Genomic DNA, 19,332 nt, shown 5'->3' with positions numbered 1-19,332 from the left:
CTTGTCGTTATTGACATTCAATGCCATCAGTGAATGGTGCCTGAAGAGCCTGAAAAGCTCCTTCGGCGATTTTTCTTGCCAGAACCTCTGAAAGCCCTGCCATCGCAGAGAAATGGCCCTCTGCGGCGGTGCGTGGCGGATGGTCCGGCGGAAAGGGGCAGAAAAATATTTTCTGCAGGGGTTCAGGTTGATCCAGAGGCTCATCGGCTTTCCCGGGACAGGCCGCTCCACGTGGGCAGTGATGGAGTGAAGCAGTATATTATATGGAAGGAATGACAGCCCCGATGTGAAGGGGATTGCGACTCCTCTCCTGCCGCTTCCATCTGAGAGAACACCCAGTACACCAGGCTGTGGACAGTGGAGGCAGGCTTTCTTTTAAGTCATTCCTACCAAAGGTTAACAAAATGCTAACGCGAAATCTCTTGTCTCGCAGGCCTGCCGGGTATACAATGAGAGAAAGGGTATTCCGTACTCTTGAGTGACTTTTTCAGAAAAGAGTGAGGCATATGCAGATAGGTGACAGGAGTCTTACAGGCACCCCGCCCGGCAAGCCATTGAGCGGTGGAGCCCTCTTCCAGGGAGTAAAGGAGCTTCCCGTGCCTCCTCCCCCTCAAGATGCTCTTGAGCTCTCTTCCGCTTCACTACCGGGGATTTCACCTAAGAAGCCTCTAAAATCACCACGGAAGCTTGAAGAAAATTCGCCTGAACTCGCGGCAATGAAATCCTCCGTTGACAGCGTGACGGCCCGTTACACCACGAAGAGCAGCCTCGATATGGAAGGCTACATGATCCCCGCCAACGAGGGGACCATCAAGCATATGTGCCTCACCTACTCAGGACACGACAGCAAGGCTTACTTTGAAGCCATGAAGACTTTCATGAGCGCCATGCCCTCGGCGAAGTTCACCGTCCTTACCCATCATTCCGTCGATGTAGACGATGTGAAGGAGAGAATCCAGGAGTGGGCCGACAAGGGAGAGATAGTGAACCCTGAGCGCGCCCAGGTGATAAACTCCGAGCAGACCCTCTCCATATGGGCCCAGGACTCGACGCTTGTCGTGGGAAACAAGGTGATCCGCCAGGACAGGGAGTGGTTCCCCGGCTGGGGCGACATGATGGTGCCGGAGCTCATCGCGAAGAATAACCCCGAAGTTCAGTACGAGCGCATGGAGGGCCGCCAGGTTGACGGGGGGAACCAGCTTGCCACGAGGGACGCCCTCTTTATTGGCTCCGACGCCATCGCCTTCATGGTCGAGAACATGAAGAAATGCCCGGAAAAATACGAGACCATCGCATCCGATCTCAAGATAAAAAATGCCGCCACCATGGAGAAGGCCGACCTGGCGAAGCTGATGCTTGACCGCACCTTCCCCCGTCAGAAGGTCGTCATCATAGGGTACAAGGGAAAGCAGCCCTCCTTTCATATAGATATGACCATGACGCCCCTGGGCAAGCGCGACCCCGATTCGGGGAAGCCCGTCGTCACGCTGGGCGATCCCGGGATGGCCCTCGATATTCTCAAGGATATCAAGACAAAGGACCCCGTGAAGTTCCGAAAATACGGCCGCGACCTCCTCACCAAGCTCGGGTGGGGCACCGACTTTCTCACCAAGTTCCTGGAGAAGCTCTTCCCCCGGTTCCTCGAGAAAATCGGACTTACGGACAGGAACCCTCTCGACAGGCTCATGAAGGAGCTGGAAGGTGATAAAAAGCTCCAGAAGAGCCTCGAAGCCATCGGAAAAGGCCTGGAGAAGGACGGCTACAAGGTGGAGCGCGTCCCTTACCTCGGGAGCTCAGATCTCAACGATGTCCCCTGGATAACGTACAATAACGGCGTCATTGACGGCGACAGGATATTCATCCCCTCCTTCGGCCTCCCGGAGCTTGACGGGGCGGCCCAGGACGTGTACCGCCATTACGGCTACGAGCCCATCCCCATCGACATGACCAAGATAAGCTCCCTTAAAGGCGCCATAAACTGCATCACCAAGGTGATAGAGCGGGAATACACGGTGTAAAAAACGGATTTTTCTCTTCCGCAAAAGCGGCCCCCTTTTCATAGGAATGGAGGTCGCCCCCTGTCGAATACTTCCCTTGAAGAGGCAGCAGTGCCGTGATGCCCTGCCGCTTGGCGAAAACCACCGAAATGAAGGAGGCTTCCTTATGCGCCGTTATACCAGCACCATCCTGACATTTTTAATCATAGCAGCTCTTGCAGCCTGCGGCCCGCTCTCCGCCGCCGAGGGGGCTGATCCCCTCGTGACGGTCTTTCAGGACAATGATCACCAGTTCACCGGCATAGCAGTATCGCCTGCAGGGAGGCTCTTTCTCTGCTACCCCCGCTGGCTTCCCGAGCATAAGTACTCTGTCGTCGAGGTCCTTCCCGGCGGGAAAGTAAAAGCCTTCCCTGATGAAAAGTGGAACTCCTGGAAGAAGGGGGAGCCGGGGAAGGGGGCTTTTGTATGCGCCCAGGCCCTATTCGCTGACAGCGAGGAGAACCTCTGGGTCGTGGACCCGGCGGCTCCCGAGCTTGGAGAGGTGGTGGATGGCGCCGCAAAGCTCGTGAAGATAAACCTGAAGACCAACTCGGTGGAGCGGGTGTATCCCTTTGAGCCCGCCATAGCCGACAAGACAAGCTACCTGAATGACGTGAGAATTGACACGAAAAGAAAATGCGCCTACCTCACCGACTCGGGAAACGGCGCCCTTGTAATCCTCTCGCTCGGAGACGGGAAGGCCAGGAGAGTCTTTTACAAGAATGCCGCGCTGCTCTCGGACCCTGCCTATGCATTCCGAGTGAACGGGGTGGAGATAAAAAATGAGAAAGGCCCGCTCAAGATCAACTCAGACGGGATTGCCCTTACACCGGATAACAAATATCTCTATTTCAAGCCTCTCACCGACAACAAGCTCTACCGGATTGAGACGGCGGCCCTTCACACCCGCAAGTGGAAGAAGGGGCAGAAGCTTGAAGACAAAATAGAAAAGCTGGGGACCCTCACTACGACAGACGGGATGATCTGCGACCCGGCCGGAAACCTTTACCTGGGCGATATAGAGAACAGGGAGCTCATCAGGTACGGTCCCGACGGGCGCTACGAGATATTCCTCAAGGACAGCAGGCTCCTGTGGCCTGACAGTTATGCCGTTTCAAAGGACGGCTTCCTCTACGTCACCTGCTCCCAGATTCATCTGATGCCCTGGTTCAACGAAGGCAAGGACCTGCGCACCACGCCCTACACCGTGTACAAAATCAAGCTTCCCCCTGAGCCGCCCAAGAAAAAGAAAAAGCGCCGCGGCGAGTGAGCCACGGCGCCTGGAGCGCTGAATTTACGGGCGTCTCTGCGGGAGGGGGATAAAGGTGATCCGTCCTTTCCCTCCTTCTTCCTCTTCCAGCTTCTTGAGACCCTCAAAATCGGTGAGCACTTTCACCAGCTCGTTCCATTTCGTGCGCTTGGACATCAGGATCTTGTCGTATTCCTCCATCAGAGGCACGCTCACACCGCTCTGGCGGCGCGGGGCGAAAATGGAGATGCCGTGGGAGCCCTCGTAGTCCTCGTCCTGCATGTGCTCTTCCTTCACCACGGCCTGCTCGACGGCGGCCTTGAGCTCCTTGAGATCTCTCTTTATGTCCCTGTTCTTGATGGCAGGGTTTTTTGAAAGCTTGTCCACAAGGTCTCCGAGGTCCCTGAAATCGCTGTATGGTCTCATCTTGTCCCTGTTCACGTTGTAGTGCTGCACTTCCTTGAAGGATTCCCTCACGGCGTCCAGGTCCGCCTTGCCCTCGAGGATATCCTTCGCCAGGTCATTGGCGGCGCTCACAACCTTTTTCGCCGCCTCCAGGTCTATGGCTGAGAGGGTGAAGGTGGACTTCTTGTTTGCTTTTTCCGATTCCTCGATGAATATGGAGGCCACATCCCTGGGATCGGTCTTCCCCTCGGAGAGGGCCTTGTCCACTGCGGGGAAGATGGTCCTGTAGGGATAGCCGTCTCCGCCCACGATTTCTTCCGAGGCAATGAGGTACTTCGCCTGGTCCTTGAGCTCGTAAGCCACTTCGGCCTGGGCCATCAGGCAGGCGTCGAAGGCGATGATGTCAGGCTTGATGCCGGTCTTTTCATGGGCTTTCTCAAAGGCTTCACGGATGTTGGGGAGGGAGAGCATGTTGCCCCGGTCCTCTTCGGCGCCAAGGAAGCCGGCGCCATGATCGCTCATCAGCACGATGTAATGCTTTGCCGGGTAGTTCTTCATGCCCCAGGCAATGAAATCCGAGAGAGTCTTCACCTTGGACATGTCTCTCATGCCCATATCTTTGAGCTGTTTTGAATTGATTCTTTTCTGGTCGTCATCTTTTGAGATTTCAAACCTTCTCACGCCCCGCCACTGAGGCTCCTTGTTCACCTCAACGTCGTCAACCTGCGAGAGGATGGGGCTGTAGTCTCCCTGGTCAAATTTTCCCGAGCCGGGCATTGATTCCACAAAGATGATGCTGTTTCTCCCTGCATCGAGGGCTTCTGCCACGGGAGTACCCGATGCGGAGAGGACCTTGGCTCCTTCACTGGAGGTATCCTGTGAGCTTTTGATGAAGCTCCCTGCAGCGCGGGCAATCTGGTTGATGAGGGGCTCGTCCCTGGCCTGCAGAGAATCACCCATGATATCGATGAGCGAAGGTGCGCTGCTCAGTGAAGATGCCGGTCCTGCAGCGGGCTTCTGGGGCTCAAAGACAATCTCGCCTTCCTCTTCGGCCATCTGGGCCATCACCTCGGCCCTTACCTGCTCCTGGACAATGATCTGGCCAAGTATCTGCCCTGCCGTCTCGTTGATGACCTCCTTGAGGGTCCTGCTGCTGTTTGAGGTATCCTTGAGCGTCTGGTCCACGAGCCTGTCAAGCTTGTCCGAGAGATCGGGATTCCTCCTGAGGAGGACCGAAGAGATGGAATTGCACGTGTAGGGATCCTTCAGAAGCTCGCCGTAACGCTCCACGATATCCTTGTCACCGATGAGCTCCTTGAGCACTCCCTTGAACTCCCTGCTCTGGAAGGCCTTCGACAGCGATTCAGAAAGGAACATCACGGTCATGGGCTTGTTCTGGTAGCGCGAGAACTGCACCACCACGTTCATGTTCTCGGGGGCGACGCTCTCCATCTCTTTCACGTCGTCGAGGATGGCCTCCTCAAGGTTGTTGCTGCCGTCCATATAGGCAAGAATGGTGTATTCCTTGAGCTTGTCGCCCTCTTTCGCAGTGGTCTTTCCCGCGGGGAGGTCCTCTTTTTTTACCTTCTTTTCAGGCTTTTCAGATGAGGTTCCCTTGCGCTCGAAGGTATCCTCGGTGGGGATGCCTGGGCTTTCCTGGCGAAGCTCCGCGGGAGGCTGGGGAGTTCCCGCACCGCCGAGGGGAGAAGGGATATTGCCGGAGATCCGTGGTGTGATGTTGTCCATTGTCATCGCTCCTTTTCTGACAGTTCGCCATTTTGATTATAGCACAGGGCCGGGAAAAAAATAATTGCCATTTTGTTACATTTTGGGAAAGTCGCTGGTTTTACCGGAAGCCATCGCCTTCTTATGGATGCCATGCGCGTGTGAAGCTCCAGGCGTCAGATGTCCTTCACAGGAGCCCTGACACAAATGCAGGGCTCATTATCAGGCCCCCTGTCCCTGCGATCCTCTGCGATCCCATGGGAATGGAGCTTGTGCTGGTGAACCTGGTTACCAATTCACTGCAGTCGCAGGCCGCCGCCGGGAAAAAGCTTGTGATCACGCTGAGCGCATTGAAGAAAAAGGGCTTTGTGGAGCTTATATTCAAAGACGACGGCCTGGGCCTTGCACCTGAGAATCTGGAAAGGATCTTCGATCATGCTTTCACCACATGGAGGAGCGGCAGGTTCGGCTTCGGGCTCCCGATAGTGAAGAAGATAATCGAGGCCCACGGGGGCACGGTGAGGGCGAGGAGCGAAGGGCCGGGCAGGGGAGCGGAGTTCATTCTCACCCTGCCGGTGGAGTAAATTTTCCAGGGTTCCATCATTCCAAACCTCATAATTACGGTGAAATTATAGAAGTTCATATATGAGATAAGGACGGGGGGCCGAAGCCTGAAAATGAGACATTGCTACGCCCTGTAGACAAGAGGATATTTCTCCGGATGCACAATGGATTCAAGCTCAAGATCTATATCGAGAGATGGCCAGTAGAGGTGGCTGTGATGAAGAAGCTCAACATTGATGATATCTGATATTCTTGCTTCCCTGAACCATGGGAATTTATCAAAGGGCAGGAAGTGTTCATCTCCGTCAAGAGAGAGCCAGAAGCCAAACTGAGAGATATTAAGCACTTCAATCTGAGAAGTGTGATTTCCAGCTTTCCCTGATTTCATCTTCCTTCTCCTTGATTATTGCTGCAATTTCCTGAAGCTCCTTTTCGGAGAATCCATAATTATTTGCCATCGATACAGAGGGGTTTATCCAGAACTTCGCTTCGCCTTTCCCCGATTCAACATGGATATGCATCCTCTCTTCTTCACGGGAAAAGAAGAAAAACCGGTACCCTTTGTAACGAAAGACCGTTGGACTCATAGCCCCCGCATGAATCGTAATCTACTCTCATTATAATGCTTTTCCGGATAACCGGCAAGAGCATTGCGATGCACTCCGAGAAATTATAACGGCGGACAATTGTAAAAATTGGTTCATCGAGTGGCCTGATTGTGAAAAGCTACAAAATATGCAGGCACAATACTGGGATATATTAGTGACAGCATATCACGCGGCGGGGTTAAATTCGGCGGGGCGAAATTTAATGTGAAGGGAGAAAGCTGCCTCCATTGAGGCAGATAGCACGGATTAAAATGTGATGAGAGGTGGGGGATATGATGCCACGTATAAAAGCAGCGGACACTCGCAGCCGGGGCTCCACGAAAACCCTTGACCGGACGGGCCGGGCAGGGGAGCGGAGTTCATTCTCACTCTGCCGGTGGAGTGAGCACTGGATAAGGGGCAGGCGAGGTCAGCTCTCCTTCTCAAGATCCAGAAAAATACGCACCGCAGCTTCTATCTTCTCCTGTATTGCCTCATCTTCAATTTTTCCATAGAGCTTAAGCAGCCTGGAGCGGGCAATTGTCCTTATCTGGTGGGCAAGAATCAGTGAATCCATGGGAAGCCCTGCCATTCCTCCCGGAATAAGCACTTCAGTGGAATATATTCTGCGAGGGGATTTATAGGAGGTAACGGGAAGCACCGCAATCACCGGCAGGGAACAATTTATTGAATCCCTTGAAATCACCACTGCGGGACGGGAGCCGCCCTGCTCGGATCCCTGGTGCGGATCAAGCGCGGCCTGGTATATTTCCCACCTGCGGGGTGTCATTCTTTTATCAAGCGGGCGGTCTCCCCGTCAGCATCTTGAAATACGCTCATCGTCCCTTCAAGGTCGTTCATGAATTCACTGTCTCCCGCGGCCTGCTCAAATTCCTTCCGCAGCCGCTCTTCCCGTAACTGGCGAAGCCTTTGCTCCAGCGCCTGCCTTACAAGAGAGCTCACAGAGCGCGCCAGGCCGGTATTTACCACTTCATGCATCTCTTCGAGCAGGCCTTCAGGGAGCATAAAAGTTGCTTTTTTATTTCTTGAGAGCGTCATGGATTCATCACCATTATTATGGTATCATAGTATTGCATTATTTGCAATATCATTCTGGATGAAGAACACTTCAAGAATAACTGGGAGACAATAGTGTTAAGCTCCTTGAGGCTTCCCTTTGAGAATTCATTTTCTGCAATCTTGTTCGGCTCCCCCTCTGACCGCGATCCCTTCCTTGTCTATAAAAATGGCGTCAAGGCTACTAGGAAATCGCCTATAGCCAGTCCTGGCCTCCCTATACTGGCAAGTTACCAGGGCTTCCCGGCCGCGGGAGGAACTTGCCGGGGCACATGGAATACTTGAGCACCATGGGCGCCAGGAAGAGCACCGGTGACGGAAGGAAAAGCGGGGCAAGGAAGGTCTTCTTTGCCTTGATGACTCTTTTTCTCTTTTTTATTGTCGTCGAGATCCTCCTGAGGCTCATGGTCACCCCTTCGCCGCTTTCCTGCGGGAGGTTCTTCGGCATTGAGCTCCCTCCCCTGAAGGTGATTCCCGGCGACGAGCCTGCGCTGGATACCCTCAAAAGCAGCTCGCCTGCCGCGTCTCCCTCACCTGAAAGTGCAGCGAATCCTTCACCATCTGCCTCGCCAACCTCACCTGCTGCCGCATCCCCGGCCCCGCTAGCTCCTCAGGAAGTCTCTCCGGGGGAGCCCGCCAATGATGACCTGTGGGGCATCACCAGGGAGGACGAGGTTCTGGGATATGCCCCCCGGGAGGGGAAAAGATCCACCAGGGGCTGGTGGCAGTCAAACAGCCTGGGTGCCCGCAGGACAGGCGAAGTGTCGTTCGCGAAGCCCCCCGGCGTCACGAGGATCCTGGTTTTTGGAGACTCCTTCACCAACTGCAGCAGGCTGAAAAATGATGAGACATGGCCTCATTTCCTTGAAAAATCAAAAAAAGACCTCGAGGCCGTCAATTTCGGCACTGACGGCTACAGCATGGGCCAGTGCCTCCTCCGCTACGGGCTTCTGAAAGGGAAGGCATTCCACGACGGCATGATCCTCATGTTTGTCCCCGGCGCCGACCTTGAGCGCGATGTGAACGTGTGCAGGAATTTCATGGGATGGAGGACAGGCACGCTCATCCCCCGCTTCATCATGAAGAAAGGCGCCCTTGAGCTGGTGAAAAGCCCGTACAGGAGCTCTGAGGAGTTTTACCGGGAGAATTCAAGCTCCCGCATCAGCCCCAGGCTCAGGGAGCACCTCAGGAAATACGACAGCTTCTATATCCTCTCAAAGTACGAGTGCCCGCCCCTCATAGGAGAGCTCATCACCTACAAGATATGGGCCCGTGTCCGGTATACCAACGAGGAGCACAGGATAAGGGAACATCTCATGGATGAAGGCTCCGAGGCCATGGAGGTCTCAAGGGCCATCTTCGAGGCAATGGCCCGCGAAGCCGGGGAGCAGGGCGCAGAGTTTTTCCTTTTCGTGCTCCCCACAAGAGACAACGTGAAGAGGTATAAGACCGACACCGCCTTCAAAGCTCAGTGGGATCGCATGGCGGCCTCCCTGGAGAAATGCCCTTTCCCGGCCGTCGATCTCATGAAGCCCTTTGCCGGACTGGAGGAAAGCCAGTTTGACACGGGCTACGACGGCACCCACTATGGCCCCGGCATCAACAGAAGAATCGCCTCGTGGGTTATGGAGCGAGTGGGCCCGCAGCTTAAGGCCCGCTGAGACTGAGCAGGCGGCAGTGCGGAAAGAGGCGGCTGTGCCCTGGTCAGATCCCCCTGCCGAGCGCTTCAAGGATGGCATCCATCGCTTTCGAGGCGCTCTCCCTTATCACCACGTCGGCAGCCTCATCGCAAATCGTTTCAGCCTTGTTGATGATTATCATCGAAGCACCATGGAACTCACTCAAGAGAGCTGCGGCGGGATACACCACGAGGCTTGTCCCGATGATCAGGAGAGTATCCGAAGATCTTATGAGCCTTTTTGCGCTCACCAGGTTCTCATGCTCCAGGCACTCGCCGTAGAGCACCACGAGGGGCCTCACAATCGCCCTGCAGCCGTCGCAGCGGGGAATCACTTCGGGATGGTCCGCCATGTAGTCCAGGGTGAATTTTTTCCCGCAGCCCGTGCATTGATTCTCATTGGCGTTGCCGTGGAGCTCTATCACCGCGTGTGAGCCCCCTTCCTGGTGGAGATTATCGATATTCTGCGTGACAATGCCGGCGAGCTTCCCCCTATTCTCCAGCTCCGCCAGGGCGGTATGGCACCTGTTCGGCTTTGCGCCACGGTACACAAGAGTTTTCCTGTACACCTCAAAAAAGAGCTCAGGCTTTTTCAAGAAGAAGTCCCTGCTCAGGATCTCCTCGGGGGGAAAGGGATAGCGCTTCCGGAGGGATTCAAAGACCCCCCCGCTGGACCTGAAGTCGGGGATCCCGCTCTCCGTTGAGACACCGGCTCCGGTGAAGGCGCAGATCCTCCTGGAGCGGCCGATGAGCTCTGATGCTTTTCTGAGGGTGTCCATCAAAGAATAGTTCGGCGCCCGCCCCGAAATCCATTCCTGCTCCTTGCCAGGATGCCCTCAGAGAAAAATGAGGAGGGTGCAGATGAGAACAGACGCCCCGCCGTATAAGGCAAGCAGATAGCCTGAAAGAAAGAGGAGGCCCCTGAGGGAAAGGATCCCCCTGACATTGCGCTCCAGGCATGGGAACGACCCTTCATCCTCAGGCTTGAAGCGCCTCAGGAGCAGCAGGCCAAGGCCCAGCACGATGAAGCCCGCAGCGATAAACTCGAGAAAAATTAGCTTTTCCTTCATGGTGACGGTACGCTCTTTTCGCCAGGGCGTGGCGCAGTTATATTCTTCACTCTCCCGCCGTGAGGTTTTTCATCATATCGCCCGTCTCTTCCGAGATCGCGTCAAGGCGCTCAACCTCGTCCATGGCAAGCGACGCGTTGTTGAGGGCTTCTTCCATGTAATAATCGCGGGCCCCTCCGGCCAGGCTCTTCATCGCGTAAAAAGAGCGGGCAAATAAATGGGAGATGCTCAGAAGCTTCTCCCCGGCCTCCCGGGGGTAGCAGGAGATTGCGTCTGCAGCGCTATCCGGCGGGTTTTCGCAGAATTCTCTCACCGTGGAGAGAAATACCATGAAATCCTTCTTCACTCCCTCTACAAGCTCTTCCAGGGCCTCAATCTTCTGCAGGTATTCCTCTTCGCTGAGGGTGCCATCGCAGAAATCGCCGGCAATCTTCTCAAGGGACCTGAGGACAGCTTCTTTCTGGAACTCGGCGCCTTCGGCTGCGGGTGCAGGAGGCTCCGGAAGGGAATCGAGGGCCGGGTCCTGTTGAGGCGGTCCGTCATCGGAGGCATCGGAGGAAAAGCTGGGGAGCACGCCGTTGCACCTTGTGCAGTGCTTCCCGGGGTGATCGTTTTCCTCGCCGCAGAAGTGGCAGTAAAGGGGGGCCACAGGCTACTGCTGTTCCCTTGCGTAGTTGACGGACCTGAGCTGGATCTGACCTACGTTGCTGAGGTTTTCGCCCTGGGAGCGGCCAAGGATGTTGGGGACCTCGCCGTAGGCCCTCGAGAGGCCGCTCACCTCGGCGGAGGGAACATTGCCCCCCGAGAGAGCCTCTTCAAAGCTTGCCACATTGCGTTTCAGGGCGTCGGCATAGGAGCTTTTCGCTCCGCCGCCAAGTTTCGTCGCCTCCTTGGCCCACATCTCATGCTGGTTGTAGGCCACTTCCTCGAAGGGCTTCACCATATTCTGGAAAGCTCCCTGGCGCTCAACGGCCGTGAGGTCCTTCACGGGCTTGCCCAGCTTCTGCGCCTGCGCTTCCAGCGCCGTGGCCCTTGTCTGGAGCTGCTGCACCACGTGGGTTATCTCGTGGGAGCCCCCCGCTTTCGTATTTACGAGGATCTTGTTCATGGAGCCGACGCTCTCGCCTACCTTGCCGCCCTCCTGTATGGTAATACCGTATTTCTTCCCTATGTCGGTGAGCTCACTGAGGAGAGCTTTTGAGTGCTCTGCCGTCACTTTTCCGCCCTGGGGGATGGTCTTTTCGATTGCCGCCGTGATCTCGCCCGCCACGGGAGCTGCGGCGCCCTTTCCCGCCTTCACCATCCCCGTGATGGCCTCGCCGGCCTTCGCCGTGGTATAGAGCCCTTTTCCCCCTTTCACTCCCTGGAGCACCTTGCCGGCAGGGAGAAAGGTGAGGCCTGCCATGGTGGAATCAAAGAGGAGCATGCCGGTGTCCTTGGCTATCTGGGTGTTCGAGGCGCCGCTCCCCACGTCCCATCCGAGCTTCCCGGAGCTCTTTTCCACCTCGTGAAGGCCGCTTATGGCGATGAAGCCGTTCATTATCTGGGCGCCCGTCTTGCAGGCGGCTCCCACGTAAGGGTTGCGCTTCCCCTGGGCCACGAGCCTGTCCTGGTTCTCCGCCACGCCTTTCCAATACTGGACGGCATTGTCAACAGTGCCGCCTTCCGCATAGTTTCTCACTTCACCGCTCATAAGGTCCCCCTGTCCGTGCTCATCTGCACATGGCTTGATCACTTCTTACTCTATTTTATCAGGTTACCCCCTTGAAAGTAAAGGGGTCCCCCCCCTCATTCAGGGGCCGTAAGTTATTGAGAAAAGGTATCTCCTGAGGGGCGACTGGGTATTGAGGCCGAAGGCCATGCCGAAATCCAGCGCGAGCTTGCTGTTGACCTGCCATGTGGTCTTTATGGTAGACTGAAGAGTTGAGAGAAAAAAATCGGGGTTCTGGCTGTCCTCGCCATAGACCTCGGCGCTCCAGGAAAACTGCGGCGACATCGTGTAGTCGATCTTTGCCTTATAAAAGGGTGAGGGCACCTGGGGAATGCCGGGGAGCTCTCCCCAGAAGGTATAGCCGTAATTGAGATGGTAGCGGAAGGGCTCCTTCACGTAGGAGAGGACAAGGTGGGCATCGTAGTCAGTGGCGCCCGAGCCGAGATAGCTCTCAGAATCGGTAGTCTGGGGCTTGCAGCTCGCGATGGTGGCCACCATGATCCGGCCGGGCTTTACAGGAGTCCAGAGATACTTGAAGCCGAAGCCTATGTCGGTAAAGCCATAGACGGAGTCCGGCTGGGCGCACGGGGCCATCAGGTACGGCACCTGGATGCCGCAGTCAAGCCTGTCGCTTATCCCGTATTTCCATTCAAAGACAGGCATTCCCATCGGAGAGGCATCAATGTACTGATCCCACTCGTAGTCTATCATCCACTGCGTTGAGTGCGGCGTGAGAGGGAAGGCATCGTCAGTGGTGTCCACTCCGGAATTGGGATAATAGGAGTCAGCATAGAGGCAGCCTGCCGTCATGAGCAGAAAAACAGCGCCGCAGAGAAAGCCCAGGAGAAAAAGTCTCTTCTTTGCTGCAGGCAAGCTCTTACCTCACGATAACGGCTTTGTCAAAATCAAGGTCGTCGGGAAGCCAGGGAATCGTCGTGAGCCTTCCGAAATCCACAATGATTCCCAGCCCGTAGACAGGAGCGGAGAAATAGACTCCCCAGTAACGGTAGGGATGGCTGTCGGCAGGGATTCCCTTGAGCTCATAACCCCCGGTCACCTCTTTTTTGTAGGTCGTCCTGCCGGCCTTGCTCTCTATGGTGTACACATCCAGGTTTGTCGAGTATTTCACCGTGCCCATCCTGCCCGAGATGGTGAGCTCGTTCAGGCTGTTCTTGAAGGTGATCCTGTCGCCGGGGATCTCGGCGATAAGCTCGTCGGTATTGTTGGTCCTGTAGGTGTAGGTGTTCCCCTTGAAGGTGACCTTCAGCTCGTTCATGGTGAGCTCCGCCTTCGCGTCGCCGCCGGGCCACGAGAGGCTTTTACTCCCGGTATACTGGTCACTCACCACTGCCTTGCCGGAGCCTCCCTCTATGACAGTCTCGTTGAGCCCCTTGTTGAGGGAGGCGTTCCCTATGGACTGGGGAGAATAGAGAACCCCTCCCCATGAGCCGCTTGAGAGGATGGTTTTTTTCTCTCCGTTGATGTAATAGGCGTTCTGCAGGCGGTACCGCGGGTAATCTTGATCATTCTGCCGGGTTACCTGCTGCCCGTAAGCTCCGAGAGAAGCAAGCAAGAGGAAAGCAAGAGCAAAGACAGTGAATTTTTTCATAGGCCCCCCCTTTAATGAAATTACAGGAAAAATTATAGCACAGGTGCCTTTTTACGTCAATTAAGGGAGCTCTGTAAAAAGTCCGTCCCTATTTTTTGATGAAGAGCTGGGTGAAGTACCAGGTGCCGTCGGGGGCCTGGGCTATGCCTGTGCCGGTCTCGTTGAAGCCGTAGCCCCGGGTGTCCAGGATGTTGGCGCGGTGCCCCTCGGAGCCCATCCATGACTTTACGGCCTCTGCTGCGGCGTCTTCGTAGCCCTGGTTGGTGGCGATGTTTTCCGCCGATGCCCGGCAGGCTATCCCCGCTTTCTTAAGGCGATCCTGGGGTTCCAGGCCGTCGGGGTTCGTATGGTCAAAGAAGTCTCTCTTCACCATGTCCTCGCTGTGGGCACGGGCAAGGACCCCAAGGGCTTCATTCCAGGCAAGCGGCTTCAGCCCTCTGGAGACTCTCTCTCGGTCCACAAGCTCCTTGATCCTCTTTTCCATTGCGGAAGCTTTGTCCTGGCCGGGTTTTTCCGCTGCCCTCTCTCCTGCCGCGGTCGCGGTATCTCCCGGTGTGGCCTGTGTAGGTGAGGCCTGGGATGATGAAAGTGCCATTCCCTGCAGATTGTCCGGCTTTTCCGGGGGGGAGGCGGCCACGGGGCCTGCCCTGGGCCCGCAGCCATTCGCCAGGGAAGAGGCAAGTATGACTGCCATAATGAGAAGAGCTGCCTGTAAACGCATCATAACTTGCTTTCTCCCCGCCATCTTTATCCTTTCAATGGCTCCGGGCCATCTTCGCCAAGGCTCATGGGAAAGAGGGTATAAAAAGTGGTGCCGCTTTCGGGCAGAGAGGTATAGGTGACGCTCCCTTTCAGGTATTTCTCGGTGAGGAGCTTGATGCTGTAGGTTCCCAGCCCTCTCCCCGCTCCCTTGGTCGTGAATGAGCGGTTGAAGAGCTGAAGCTGCACCTCGCGGGGCATATAGGCAGGGTTATGGACGGTGTAGAGCACCTCGTTTCCCTGGAGCGCCGACCGGAGCGTCACTTTCTCTCCCGGCTTCGATGCCTCGAGAGCGTTTTTGACAAGGTTGGAGATGACGCGCCTCAGCAAGGTTCTGTCGGTTTTGTGGACCACTTCCTGAGAATCAGGAGCCACCTCAAGCGTCTTGTTTTTTGTCACCTCATGCTCCTTGTAGCCCTTGGCCACCTCGCTGATGAGGGCCAGCGAATCGACTGGCCCGGGCCTCGGGACAAGGTCGCCCCCCTCGGCGGCCGAGAGATCCTTCTGGGCTCTGATCTCTTCTATGATCGAGCCTGAGAGGTCAAATATGGTCCTGGCAAAGAATCCCGCGTCGTCTTTCTGCCCCAGGTTCTCCATGAGGAGGTCGGCGAAGCCGTAAAGGCCTCCTGCCGTGTTGAGGACGTCATGGAAGAATATCCTCTCAAGATTCCGCCGCCTTTTTTCCCCGCTGCGGTCAACCATGGAGAATATGGTATAGCTCTCGTCCTCTATATCAAAGGGCGCGGCCCATACCCGCAGCTCTGCGGCGCCGCCTTCCTTGAGAAGTATGGTGCATTCACTGGCGCAGAGCTCTCCCTTCTGAGATGCGAGGATAGCGTTGACAGCGCCGCACATCTCGCAGAACTCCGTGGTGCCGCACCCGCCAGGGGCGGCATCGGCATGGATGCACTTGAGAGCCTCACCCTGGCGTTTCCCCAGAAGGGCCTCTCCCTCCTTCTCTCCCAGGAAGTCCAGGAAAGACCTGTTGACAAAGGCAATCTGCCTCCGGGAGTTCAGGATCAGCACGAAATCGGGGATAACGTCCAGGATCCTCCTTATCAGGGAGACTTTCAGGATGGATTCCGCCTGGTGCCTCAATGTCTCAGGTGTGCCGCGCTCTGCAGGGGCGAATTGAGTGGGAATGCCCTGTACTGTCACAAGACCACCTCCATGTTATGACGCCATGAGAGCATGTACACGCTCCCTCACTTCAGCGGGCCTGAAAGGCTTCTGGAGAAAATCGTCGGCGCCCGCTTTCTTTATCTGCTCGTGGATGTCAGGATCTATCACCGAGGAGATGATGAGTATCCTTACATCCCGCAGGGTTTCGTCGAATTTGACCAGCCTTGTCACCGCCAGGCCCTCGAGCTTGGGAAGGATTATGTCGGTGACTATGATAAAGGGCTTTTCCCTGTTTATGGCGCGGAAAAGGTCCAGGCCGTTGTCAAAGAATGAAGCCTCCACTCCTTCAAGCTTCCCCAGGGTGAACTTCAGAATATTCAGTATGGCAGGGTCATCATCGGCCACGTAGAGCTTTTTCATCGGTCACCGTCACCTTTCTATTCCACTGTGAGCTTTATCACTTCCTCCATGCTGGTAACACCCTGGAACCACTTCTCAAGGCCGCTCTCGCGCAGGTTCACAAAGCCTGATTTTTCGGCAATGGCCCTGATGTTCTCGGCGGTCATGGCATGTTCGGGGAGGCGCCTGATATCGTTCGTAATCTCCAGCAATTCGTAGATGGCGGCGCGTCCCTTGTAGCCCGTGTCCTGGCACTGGGTGCAGCCCACGTTCCTGTAAGGCGCTGCTCCTTCGGGAATCCCCGTTATCCCCAGGGAGAAGAGGACGGAATCGTCCACCTCCAGGGGCTCCCTGCAGGTGGTGCAAAGGCGGCGCACAAGGCGCTGCGCAAGGACTCCCACGAGGGAAGTCATCACGAGGTATCCCTGGACGCCCATGTCAATGAGGCGCGTCGGCGCCGAGGATGCGTCGTTGGTATGGAGGGTGCTCAGGATGAGGTGGCCCGTCAGAGATGCCCGTATCGCGATCTCTGCAGTCTCCTGGTCCCTTATCTCTCCCACAAGGACAATCTCGGGGTCATGGCGGAGCACAGCCCTGAGGGTCCTTGCGAAAGTGAAGCCGATAGGGGCGTTCATCTGGAACTGGGTGATCCCTTCCATCTTTGATTCCACGGGATCCTCGAGGGTAAGTATCTTTTTCTCGGGAGTATAGAGGTGCCGCAGCGTGGCATAGAGGGTGGTGCTCTTCCCCGAACCCGTCGGACCCGTCACCAGTATCACTCCATGGGGCCTCCTGATCATCTTCTTGTACCGGGTGAGCATCGTATCGTTGAAGCCCAGGTTCTTCAGGCTCTTCACGTCGGCACTCGACGCGAGGATCCTGATGACGATAGACTCTCCGTAAAGGTTGGGGATCAGGGAGACCCGGAGGTCATAGTCCTTGCCGTCAACGTTGAAGGTGATGCGGCCGTCCTGGGGGAGCCTTTTTTCCGCCACGTCCATATCGGAGAGTATTTTTATGCGTGACGTGACGGACCGGATCATATCAAGCGGGGGAGGGGGGAACTCTTTCAGCACGCCGTCCATCCTGTAGCGCAGGAAGGCGCGGTTTTCAAGAGGCTCAAGGTGGATGTCGCTTGCTCCCAGGCGTATCCCCGAAGAGATGATATGGTTTACCAGCCTGATTGAGGGGGCTTCGCTGTCCTCGATGGTTATCTCATTCCTTGCCCGCGCAATCTCGTCAACCTTCTCCTCCTCCTGCTTTGTCGCAACGATTGATTTCACCTTTTCGGCCGAGCGCTCGCCCGCCAGGTAGTGCCTGTTGATGGTCTGCTCGATGGAGCTTCTCGTGGAGACCACTTCCCGCATGGACAGGCCCGTGAGCTGCCTCACGAAGTCCTCAACGTTCAGGTCGCCAGGCTGCGAGGTGGCGGCATAAATAGTCTCCTTGAGGATAAAGAGGGGCATGATGCCGAAGCGGCGGGCGATGTCCTCAGGGATCTTCTCAACTGCCTCTTCCTGGGGCTCATAGCGTTCCACAAGCATCGCAGGGAGATCGTGGTAGCCTGACAGGGCGGCCAGGACATCGGCGGGAGAGGCGTGGCGGCCTTTTATCAGGAAATCTGCTCCGTCGCGCCCTTCAGCCTCCTCGGCCCTTGCCTGCTCCACCATGGAAGGATCGCAGCTCTCCTTCAGAAGATCTGTCCAGCTGTTCATGCCAGGGTCCTCCTCCCCTCGAAGTGATTCAGGAAAGTGCCAGTCCCATGGCAATGGCAAAGGCGCCATGGGGCTCTTTCCCCCCCTCCCGGGGTGTGATATGGTTCCAGCCGTCAAGCGCCACGGGGATGCTCACGGTCTCCTGCACCCTCTCGAGGAGGCCCTTCCAGGGGGCGCTTCCTCCCGAGAGGTAGACTTTTTCAATGGGAAGAGGAGCGGCCTTGTCAATCCTGGAAGCCGTGATAAGGGTCTTCCTCACCTGGTCAAGCCACCGGGTGAGGACCGGTTCCATGGGGACGTCCTTCTTTGCCACGTCATAGCTCAGCTTGGCATGCTCGGCCTCCTTCCACGTGCACTTTGCTCCCATCTGGAAGGCGTAGGTAAAATCCCGGCCCGCTATGGCGAAATCCCTTGCATAATAGGGATGGCCATCCTTCATCACCATGAGGGTGGTGAGATTGAAGCCGATATTCACCAGGGCGACGAAGGCCTCTGTGGCCTTTCCATGGTTCACCGTGAGGTCTCTCAGCATGGAGATGAGGTATGCTTCAACGCGCTCCACCTGGATGCCGCTCTTCTGCAGGAATACCAGCTGCTCGTCAAGGGCGCTCTTTTTAAAAGTCATCAGGAATATGCCGGTTTTATGCCTGTCCCTGCTGAGAGGCGGCACCTCGAAATGGGAAATCGCCGCCTCTTTGAGAGGAAAAGGGAGGCATTTCGCCGCCATTGACTGCACTGCAGTCTCGAGCTCATGGGGCTTGAGAAGGGGGAGCTCCACGTAATTGCTGCATACACCTTCGCCCTGAAACGAGGCATTGATGGCGGTTTTCACCTTTGAGGAAGGCCCGAGGCAGCTTTCCAGGGTTTTCCTGATGGCGGCATAGACTTCTTCATCAGCAGGAGCCTGCTCATAGTACTCGCGCTGCGGAAATATAACGCTTTCCGCCAGTGCTTCAGCGTCTTTTTTGTTCGGTGACAATACTGCCGCCTTGACGCTGTAACGGCCGATGTCCAGGCCAAGAGATACCTTTTTGCCAAAGAACATGGGATTATACCTCTCCTTTTTCATTGTGTGCCGCGCACGTGCCGAGGGGAGGGCTGACCGCTTCAGCAAGCTCTGCCGCTCTGCCGCTCCCGATAAGGATCCTGCTCACCTTCAGCACGAACACTTTTGTCTTTTCCGAGAGGGTAAGGAGCACTCCCTCTTTACCCCGCATGGTGTAGCAGCCTGTTGACTCGCCGTTGAAGGTGCCGAGCCTTATGCCCCAGCCGCCGAAATTCCAGAGGGGGCTGTAAGCCACCACTTCTGCCGAGACGACCTGGGAGAGAGGAATCTCTTTCCTCATGAGGCTTGTCATGCCGAACTGGATGACGAGAGAGCGGTCATTGACTTCTATCACCATCTTGTTCACCATGAAAAAGATGGTCACGTAGGTGGGGATCAGGATGGCAAGCAGCAGCCAGGCGTAGGGTATGGGCTCGGTGCCGGGGGGAAGCGCGATGAGGCGCAATTCTATGCTGCAGAAGGTAAAGACAAAAAGGACGAGGGGAATGGCGAAAAAAAGATAGAAAAGACCGTGGAAATGCTGTGTCTCCCTGTAGCGGACCTCTTCTGTCTTCATAGGA

21 protein-coding genes are annotated in these 19,332 nt (G+C 56.0%); 4 read left to right on the top strand and 17 right to left on the bottom strand.

From position 1 onward, the window contains the following. The first annotated feature begins 506 nt into the window (after positions 1 to 506). Both RDV48_12670 and RDV48_12665 read left to right on the top strand, forming a co-directional pair. Positions 507 to 2,018, top strand: a complete 1,512-nt coding sequence (locus RDV48_12670; GenBank protein ID MDQ7823645.1) for a hypothetical protein — start codon at positions 507 to 509, stop codon at positions 2,016 to 2,018. 145 nt (positions 2,019 to 2,163) lie between these two features. Further along, a complete protein-coding gene (locus RDV48_12665) occupies positions 2,164 to 3,306 on the top strand; it encodes an L-dopachrome tautomerase-related protein (protein MDQ7823644.1) in 1,143 nt (380 codons plus the stop codon). A gap of 24 nt (positions 3,307 to 3,330) precedes the next feature. Here RDV48_12665 and RDV48_12660 read toward each other — a convergent pair whose 3' ends face one another. Further along, a complete protein-coding gene (locus RDV48_12660) occupies positions 3,331 to 5,436 on the bottom strand; it encodes a clostripain-related cysteine peptidase (GenBank protein MDQ7823643.1) in 2,106 nt (701 codons plus the stop codon). A 140-nt stretch (positions 5,437 to 5,576) separates the two neighbouring features. On the opposite strand from RDV48_12660, the gene RDV48_12655 reads away from it, so the two are divergent. Beyond that, the gene (locus RDV48_12655) at positions 5,577 to 5,999 is read left to right on the top strand and encodes an ATP-binding protein (GenBank protein ID MDQ7823642.1); all 423 of its coding nucleotides are present in this window, start codon (positions 5,577 to 5,579) and stop codon (positions 5,997 to 5,999) included. Between the two features lie 104 nt (positions 6,000 to 6,103). On the opposite strand, the gene RDV48_12650 is transcribed toward RDV48_12655, so the two are convergent. From RDV48_12650 to RDV48_12635, 4 genes are all read right to left on the bottom strand, one after another. Then, entirely contained in the window at positions 6,104 to 6,367 is a 264-nt protein-coding gene (locus RDV48_12650; protein MDQ7823641.1) for a DUF2442 domain-containing protein, read from the bottom strand. Beyond that, on the bottom strand, positions 6,327 to 6,500 hold the full coding sequence (locus tag RDV48_12645) for a DUF4160 domain-containing protein (GenBank protein ID MDQ7823640.1): 174 nt from the start codon (positions 6,498 to 6,500) through the stop codon (positions 6,327 to 6,329). The genes RDV48_12650 and RDV48_12645 overlap by 41 nt, the downstream gene beginning before the upstream one ends. A gap of 496 nt (positions 6,501 to 6,996) precedes the next feature. Next, on the bottom strand, positions 6,997 to 7,356 hold the full coding sequence (locus tag RDV48_12640) for a type II toxin-antitoxin system PemK/MazF family toxin (GenBank protein MDQ7823639.1): 360 nt from the start codon (positions 7,354 to 7,356) through the stop codon (positions 6,997 to 6,999). Further along, positions 7,353 to 7,625 carry a hypothetical protein gene (locus tag RDV48_12635; protein ID MDQ7823638.1) on the bottom strand — a complete coding sequence of 91 codons (273 nt, stop codon included), beginning with the start codon at positions 7,623 to 7,625 and terminating at the stop codon, positions 7,353 to 7,355. The genes RDV48_12640 and RDV48_12635 overlap by 4 nt, the downstream gene beginning before the upstream one ends. A 290-nt stretch (positions 7,626 to 7,915) precedes the next feature. Between RDV48_12635 and RDV48_12630 the strand changes: the two genes are divergently transcribed. After that, positions 7,916 to 9,304 (top strand): hypothetical protein, encoded by a 1,389-nt coding sequence (locus tag RDV48_12630; protein MDQ7823637.1) that lies wholly within the window; start codon positions 7,916 to 7,918, stop codon positions 9,302 to 9,304. 43 nt (positions 9,305 to 9,347) lie between these two features. Here RDV48_12630 and RDV48_12625 read toward each other — a convergent pair whose 3' ends face one another. From RDV48_12625 to RDV48_12570, 12 genes are all read right to left on the bottom strand, one after another. Further along, the gene (locus tag RDV48_12625; protein ID MDQ7823636.1) at positions 9,348 to 10,100 is read right to left on the bottom strand and encodes an NAD-dependent protein deacylase; all 753 of its coding nucleotides are present in this window, start codon (positions 10,098 to 10,100) and stop codon (positions 9,348 to 9,350) included. A 57-nt stretch (positions 10,101 to 10,157) separates the two neighbouring features. Continuing rightward, complete coding sequence (locus RDV48_12620) at positions 10,158 to 10,391, bottom strand: hypothetical protein (GenBank protein MDQ7823635.1); 234 nt, start codon at positions 10,389 to 10,391, stop codon at positions 10,158 to 10,160. A gap of 46 nt (positions 10,392 to 10,437) precedes the next feature. Then, a complete protein-coding gene (locus RDV48_12615; GenBank protein MDQ7823634.1) occupies positions 10,438 to 11,040 on the bottom strand; it encodes a hypothetical protein in 603 nt (200 codons plus the stop codon). A 3-nt stretch (positions 11,041 to 11,043) separates the two neighbouring features. After that, on the bottom strand, positions 11,044 to 12,084 hold the full coding sequence (locus tag RDV48_12610) for a hypothetical protein (protein ID MDQ7823633.1): 1,041 nt from the start codon (positions 12,082 to 12,084) through the stop codon (positions 11,044 to 11,046). A gap of 99 nt (positions 12,085 to 12,183) precedes the next feature. After that, the gene (locus tag RDV48_12605) at positions 12,184 to 12,975 is read right to left on the bottom strand and encodes a hypothetical protein (GenBank protein MDQ7823632.1); all 792 of its coding nucleotides are present in this window, start codon (positions 12,973 to 12,975) and stop codon (positions 12,184 to 12,186) included. A 4-nt stretch (positions 12,976 to 12,979) separates the two neighbouring features. Beyond that, on the bottom strand, positions 12,980 to 13,711 hold the full coding sequence (locus RDV48_12600; protein MDQ7823631.1) for a hypothetical protein: 732 nt from the start codon (positions 13,709 to 13,711) through the stop codon (positions 12,980 to 12,982). A gap of 88 nt (positions 13,712 to 13,799) precedes the next feature. After that, positions 13,800 to 14,435 carry a CAP domain-containing protein gene (locus tag RDV48_12595; GenBank protein ID MDQ7823630.1) on the bottom strand — a complete coding sequence of 212 codons (636 nt, stop codon included), beginning with the start codon at positions 14,433 to 14,435 and terminating at the stop codon, positions 13,800 to 13,802. A 23-nt stretch (positions 14,436 to 14,458) separates the two neighbouring features. Continuing rightward, positions 14,459 to 15,628 carry an ATP-binding protein gene (locus tag RDV48_12590; protein MDQ7823629.1) on the bottom strand — a complete coding sequence of 390 codons (1,170 nt, stop codon included), beginning with the start codon at positions 15,626 to 15,628 and terminating at the stop codon, positions 14,459 to 14,461. A 15-nt stretch (positions 15,629 to 15,643) separates the two neighbouring features. Then, positions 15,644 to 16,012, bottom strand: coding sequence for a response regulator (locus RDV48_12585; GenBank protein ID MDQ7823628.1), 369 nt, complete (start codon positions 16,010 to 16,012; stop codon positions 15,644 to 15,646). Between the two features lie 17 nt (positions 16,013 to 16,029). Further along, a complete protein-coding gene (locus tag RDV48_12580; protein ID MDQ7823627.1) occupies positions 16,030 to 17,706 on the bottom strand; it encodes a GspE/PulE family protein in 1,677 nt (558 codons plus the stop codon). A gap of 28 nt (positions 17,707 to 17,734) precedes the next feature. Next, positions 17,735 to 18,751, bottom strand: coding sequence for a pilus assembly protein PilM (pilM, locus tag RDV48_12575; GenBank protein ID MDQ7823626.1), 1,017 nt, complete (start codon positions 18,749 to 18,751; stop codon positions 17,735 to 17,737). Positions 18,752 to 18,755: 4 nt separating this feature from the next. After that, positions 18,756 to 19,328, bottom strand: a complete 573-nt coding sequence (locus tag RDV48_12570; GenBank protein MDQ7823625.1) for a hypothetical protein — start codon at positions 19,326 to 19,328, stop codon at positions 18,756 to 18,758. Positions 19,329 to 19,332: the final 4 nt, after the last annotated feature.

Source organism: Candidatus Eremiobacterota bacterium, assembly GCA_031082125.1.
In the GTDB taxonomy this organism is placed as follows: Bacteria; Vulcanimicrobiota; CADAWZ01; order CADAWZ01; family Ess09-12; genus Ess09-12.
Note: the sequence above shows the minus strand (reverse complement) of the source record. Positions and strands in the feature narration are given on the sequence as shown.

What these genes read in the sequence shown, in the direction of transcription:
- RDV48_12670 (MDQ7823645.1), top strand. Translation starts at nt 507, where the DNA reads ATGCAGATAGGTGACAGGAGTCTTACAGGCACCCCGCCCGGCAAGCCA.
- RDV48_12665 (MDQ7823644.1), top strand. Translation starts at nt 2,164, where the DNA reads ATGCGCCGTTATACCAGCACCATCCTGACATTTTTAATCATAGCAGCT.
- RDV48_12660 (MDQ7823643.1), bottom strand. Translation starts at nt 5,436, where the DNA reads ATGGACAACATCACACCACGGATCTCCGGCAATATCCCTTCTCCCCTC.
- RDV48_12650 (MDQ7823641.1), bottom strand. Translation starts at nt 6,367, where the DNA reads ATGAAATCAGGGAAAGCTGGAAATCACACTTCTCAGATTGAAGTGCTT.
- RDV48_12645 (MDQ7823640.1), bottom strand. Translation starts at nt 6,500, where the DNA reads ATGCATATCCATGTTGAATCGGGGAAAGGCGAAGCGAAGTTCTGGATA.
- RDV48_12640 (MDQ7823639.1), bottom strand. Translation starts at nt 7,356, where the DNA reads ATGACACCCCGCAGGTGGGAAATATACCAGGCCGCGCTTGATCCGCAC.
- RDV48_12635 (MDQ7823638.1), bottom strand. Translation starts at nt 7,625, where the DNA reads ATGACGCTCTCAAGAAATAAAAAAGCAACTTTTATGCTCCCTGAAGGC.
- RDV48_12630 (MDQ7823637.1), top strand. Translation starts at nt 7,916, where the DNA reads ATGGAATACTTGAGCACCATGGGCGCCAGGAAGAGCACCGGTGACGGA.
- RDV48_12625 (MDQ7823636.1), bottom strand. Translation starts at nt 10,100, where the DNA reads ATGGACACCCTCAGAAAAGCATCAGAGCTCATCGGCCGCTCCAGGAGG.
- RDV48_12620 (MDQ7823635.1), bottom strand. Translation starts at nt 10,391, where the DNA reads ATGAAGGAAAAGCTAATTTTTCTCGAGTTTATCGCTGCGGGCTTCATC.
- RDV48_12610 (MDQ7823633.1), bottom strand. Translation starts at nt 12,084, where the DNA reads ATGAGCGGTGAAGTGAGAAACTATGCGGAAGGCGGCACTGTTGACAAT.
- RDV48_12600 (MDQ7823631.1), bottom strand. Translation starts at nt 13,711, where the DNA reads ATGAAAAAATTCACTGTCTTTGCTCTTGCTTTCCTCTTGCTTGCTTCT.
- RDV48_12595 (MDQ7823630.1), bottom strand. Translation starts at nt 14,435, where the DNA reads ATGATGCGTTTACAGGCAGCTCTTCTCATTATGGCAGTCATACTTGCC.
- RDV48_12585 (MDQ7823628.1), bottom strand. Translation starts at nt 16,012, where the DNA reads ATGAAAAAGCTCTACGTGGCCGATGATGACCCTGCCATACTGAATATT.
- RDV48_12580 (MDQ7823627.1), bottom strand. Translation starts at nt 17,706, where the DNA reads ATGAACAGCTGGACAGATCTTCTGAAGGAGAGCTGCGATCCTTCCATG.
- pilM (MDQ7823626.1), bottom strand. Translation starts at nt 18,751, where the DNA reads ATGTTCTTTGGCAAAAAGGTATCTCTTGGCCTGGACATCGGCCGTTAC.
- RDV48_12570 (MDQ7823625.1), bottom strand. Translation starts at nt 19,328, where the DNA reads ATGAAGACAGAAGAGGTCCGCTACAGGGAGACACAGCATTTCCACGGT.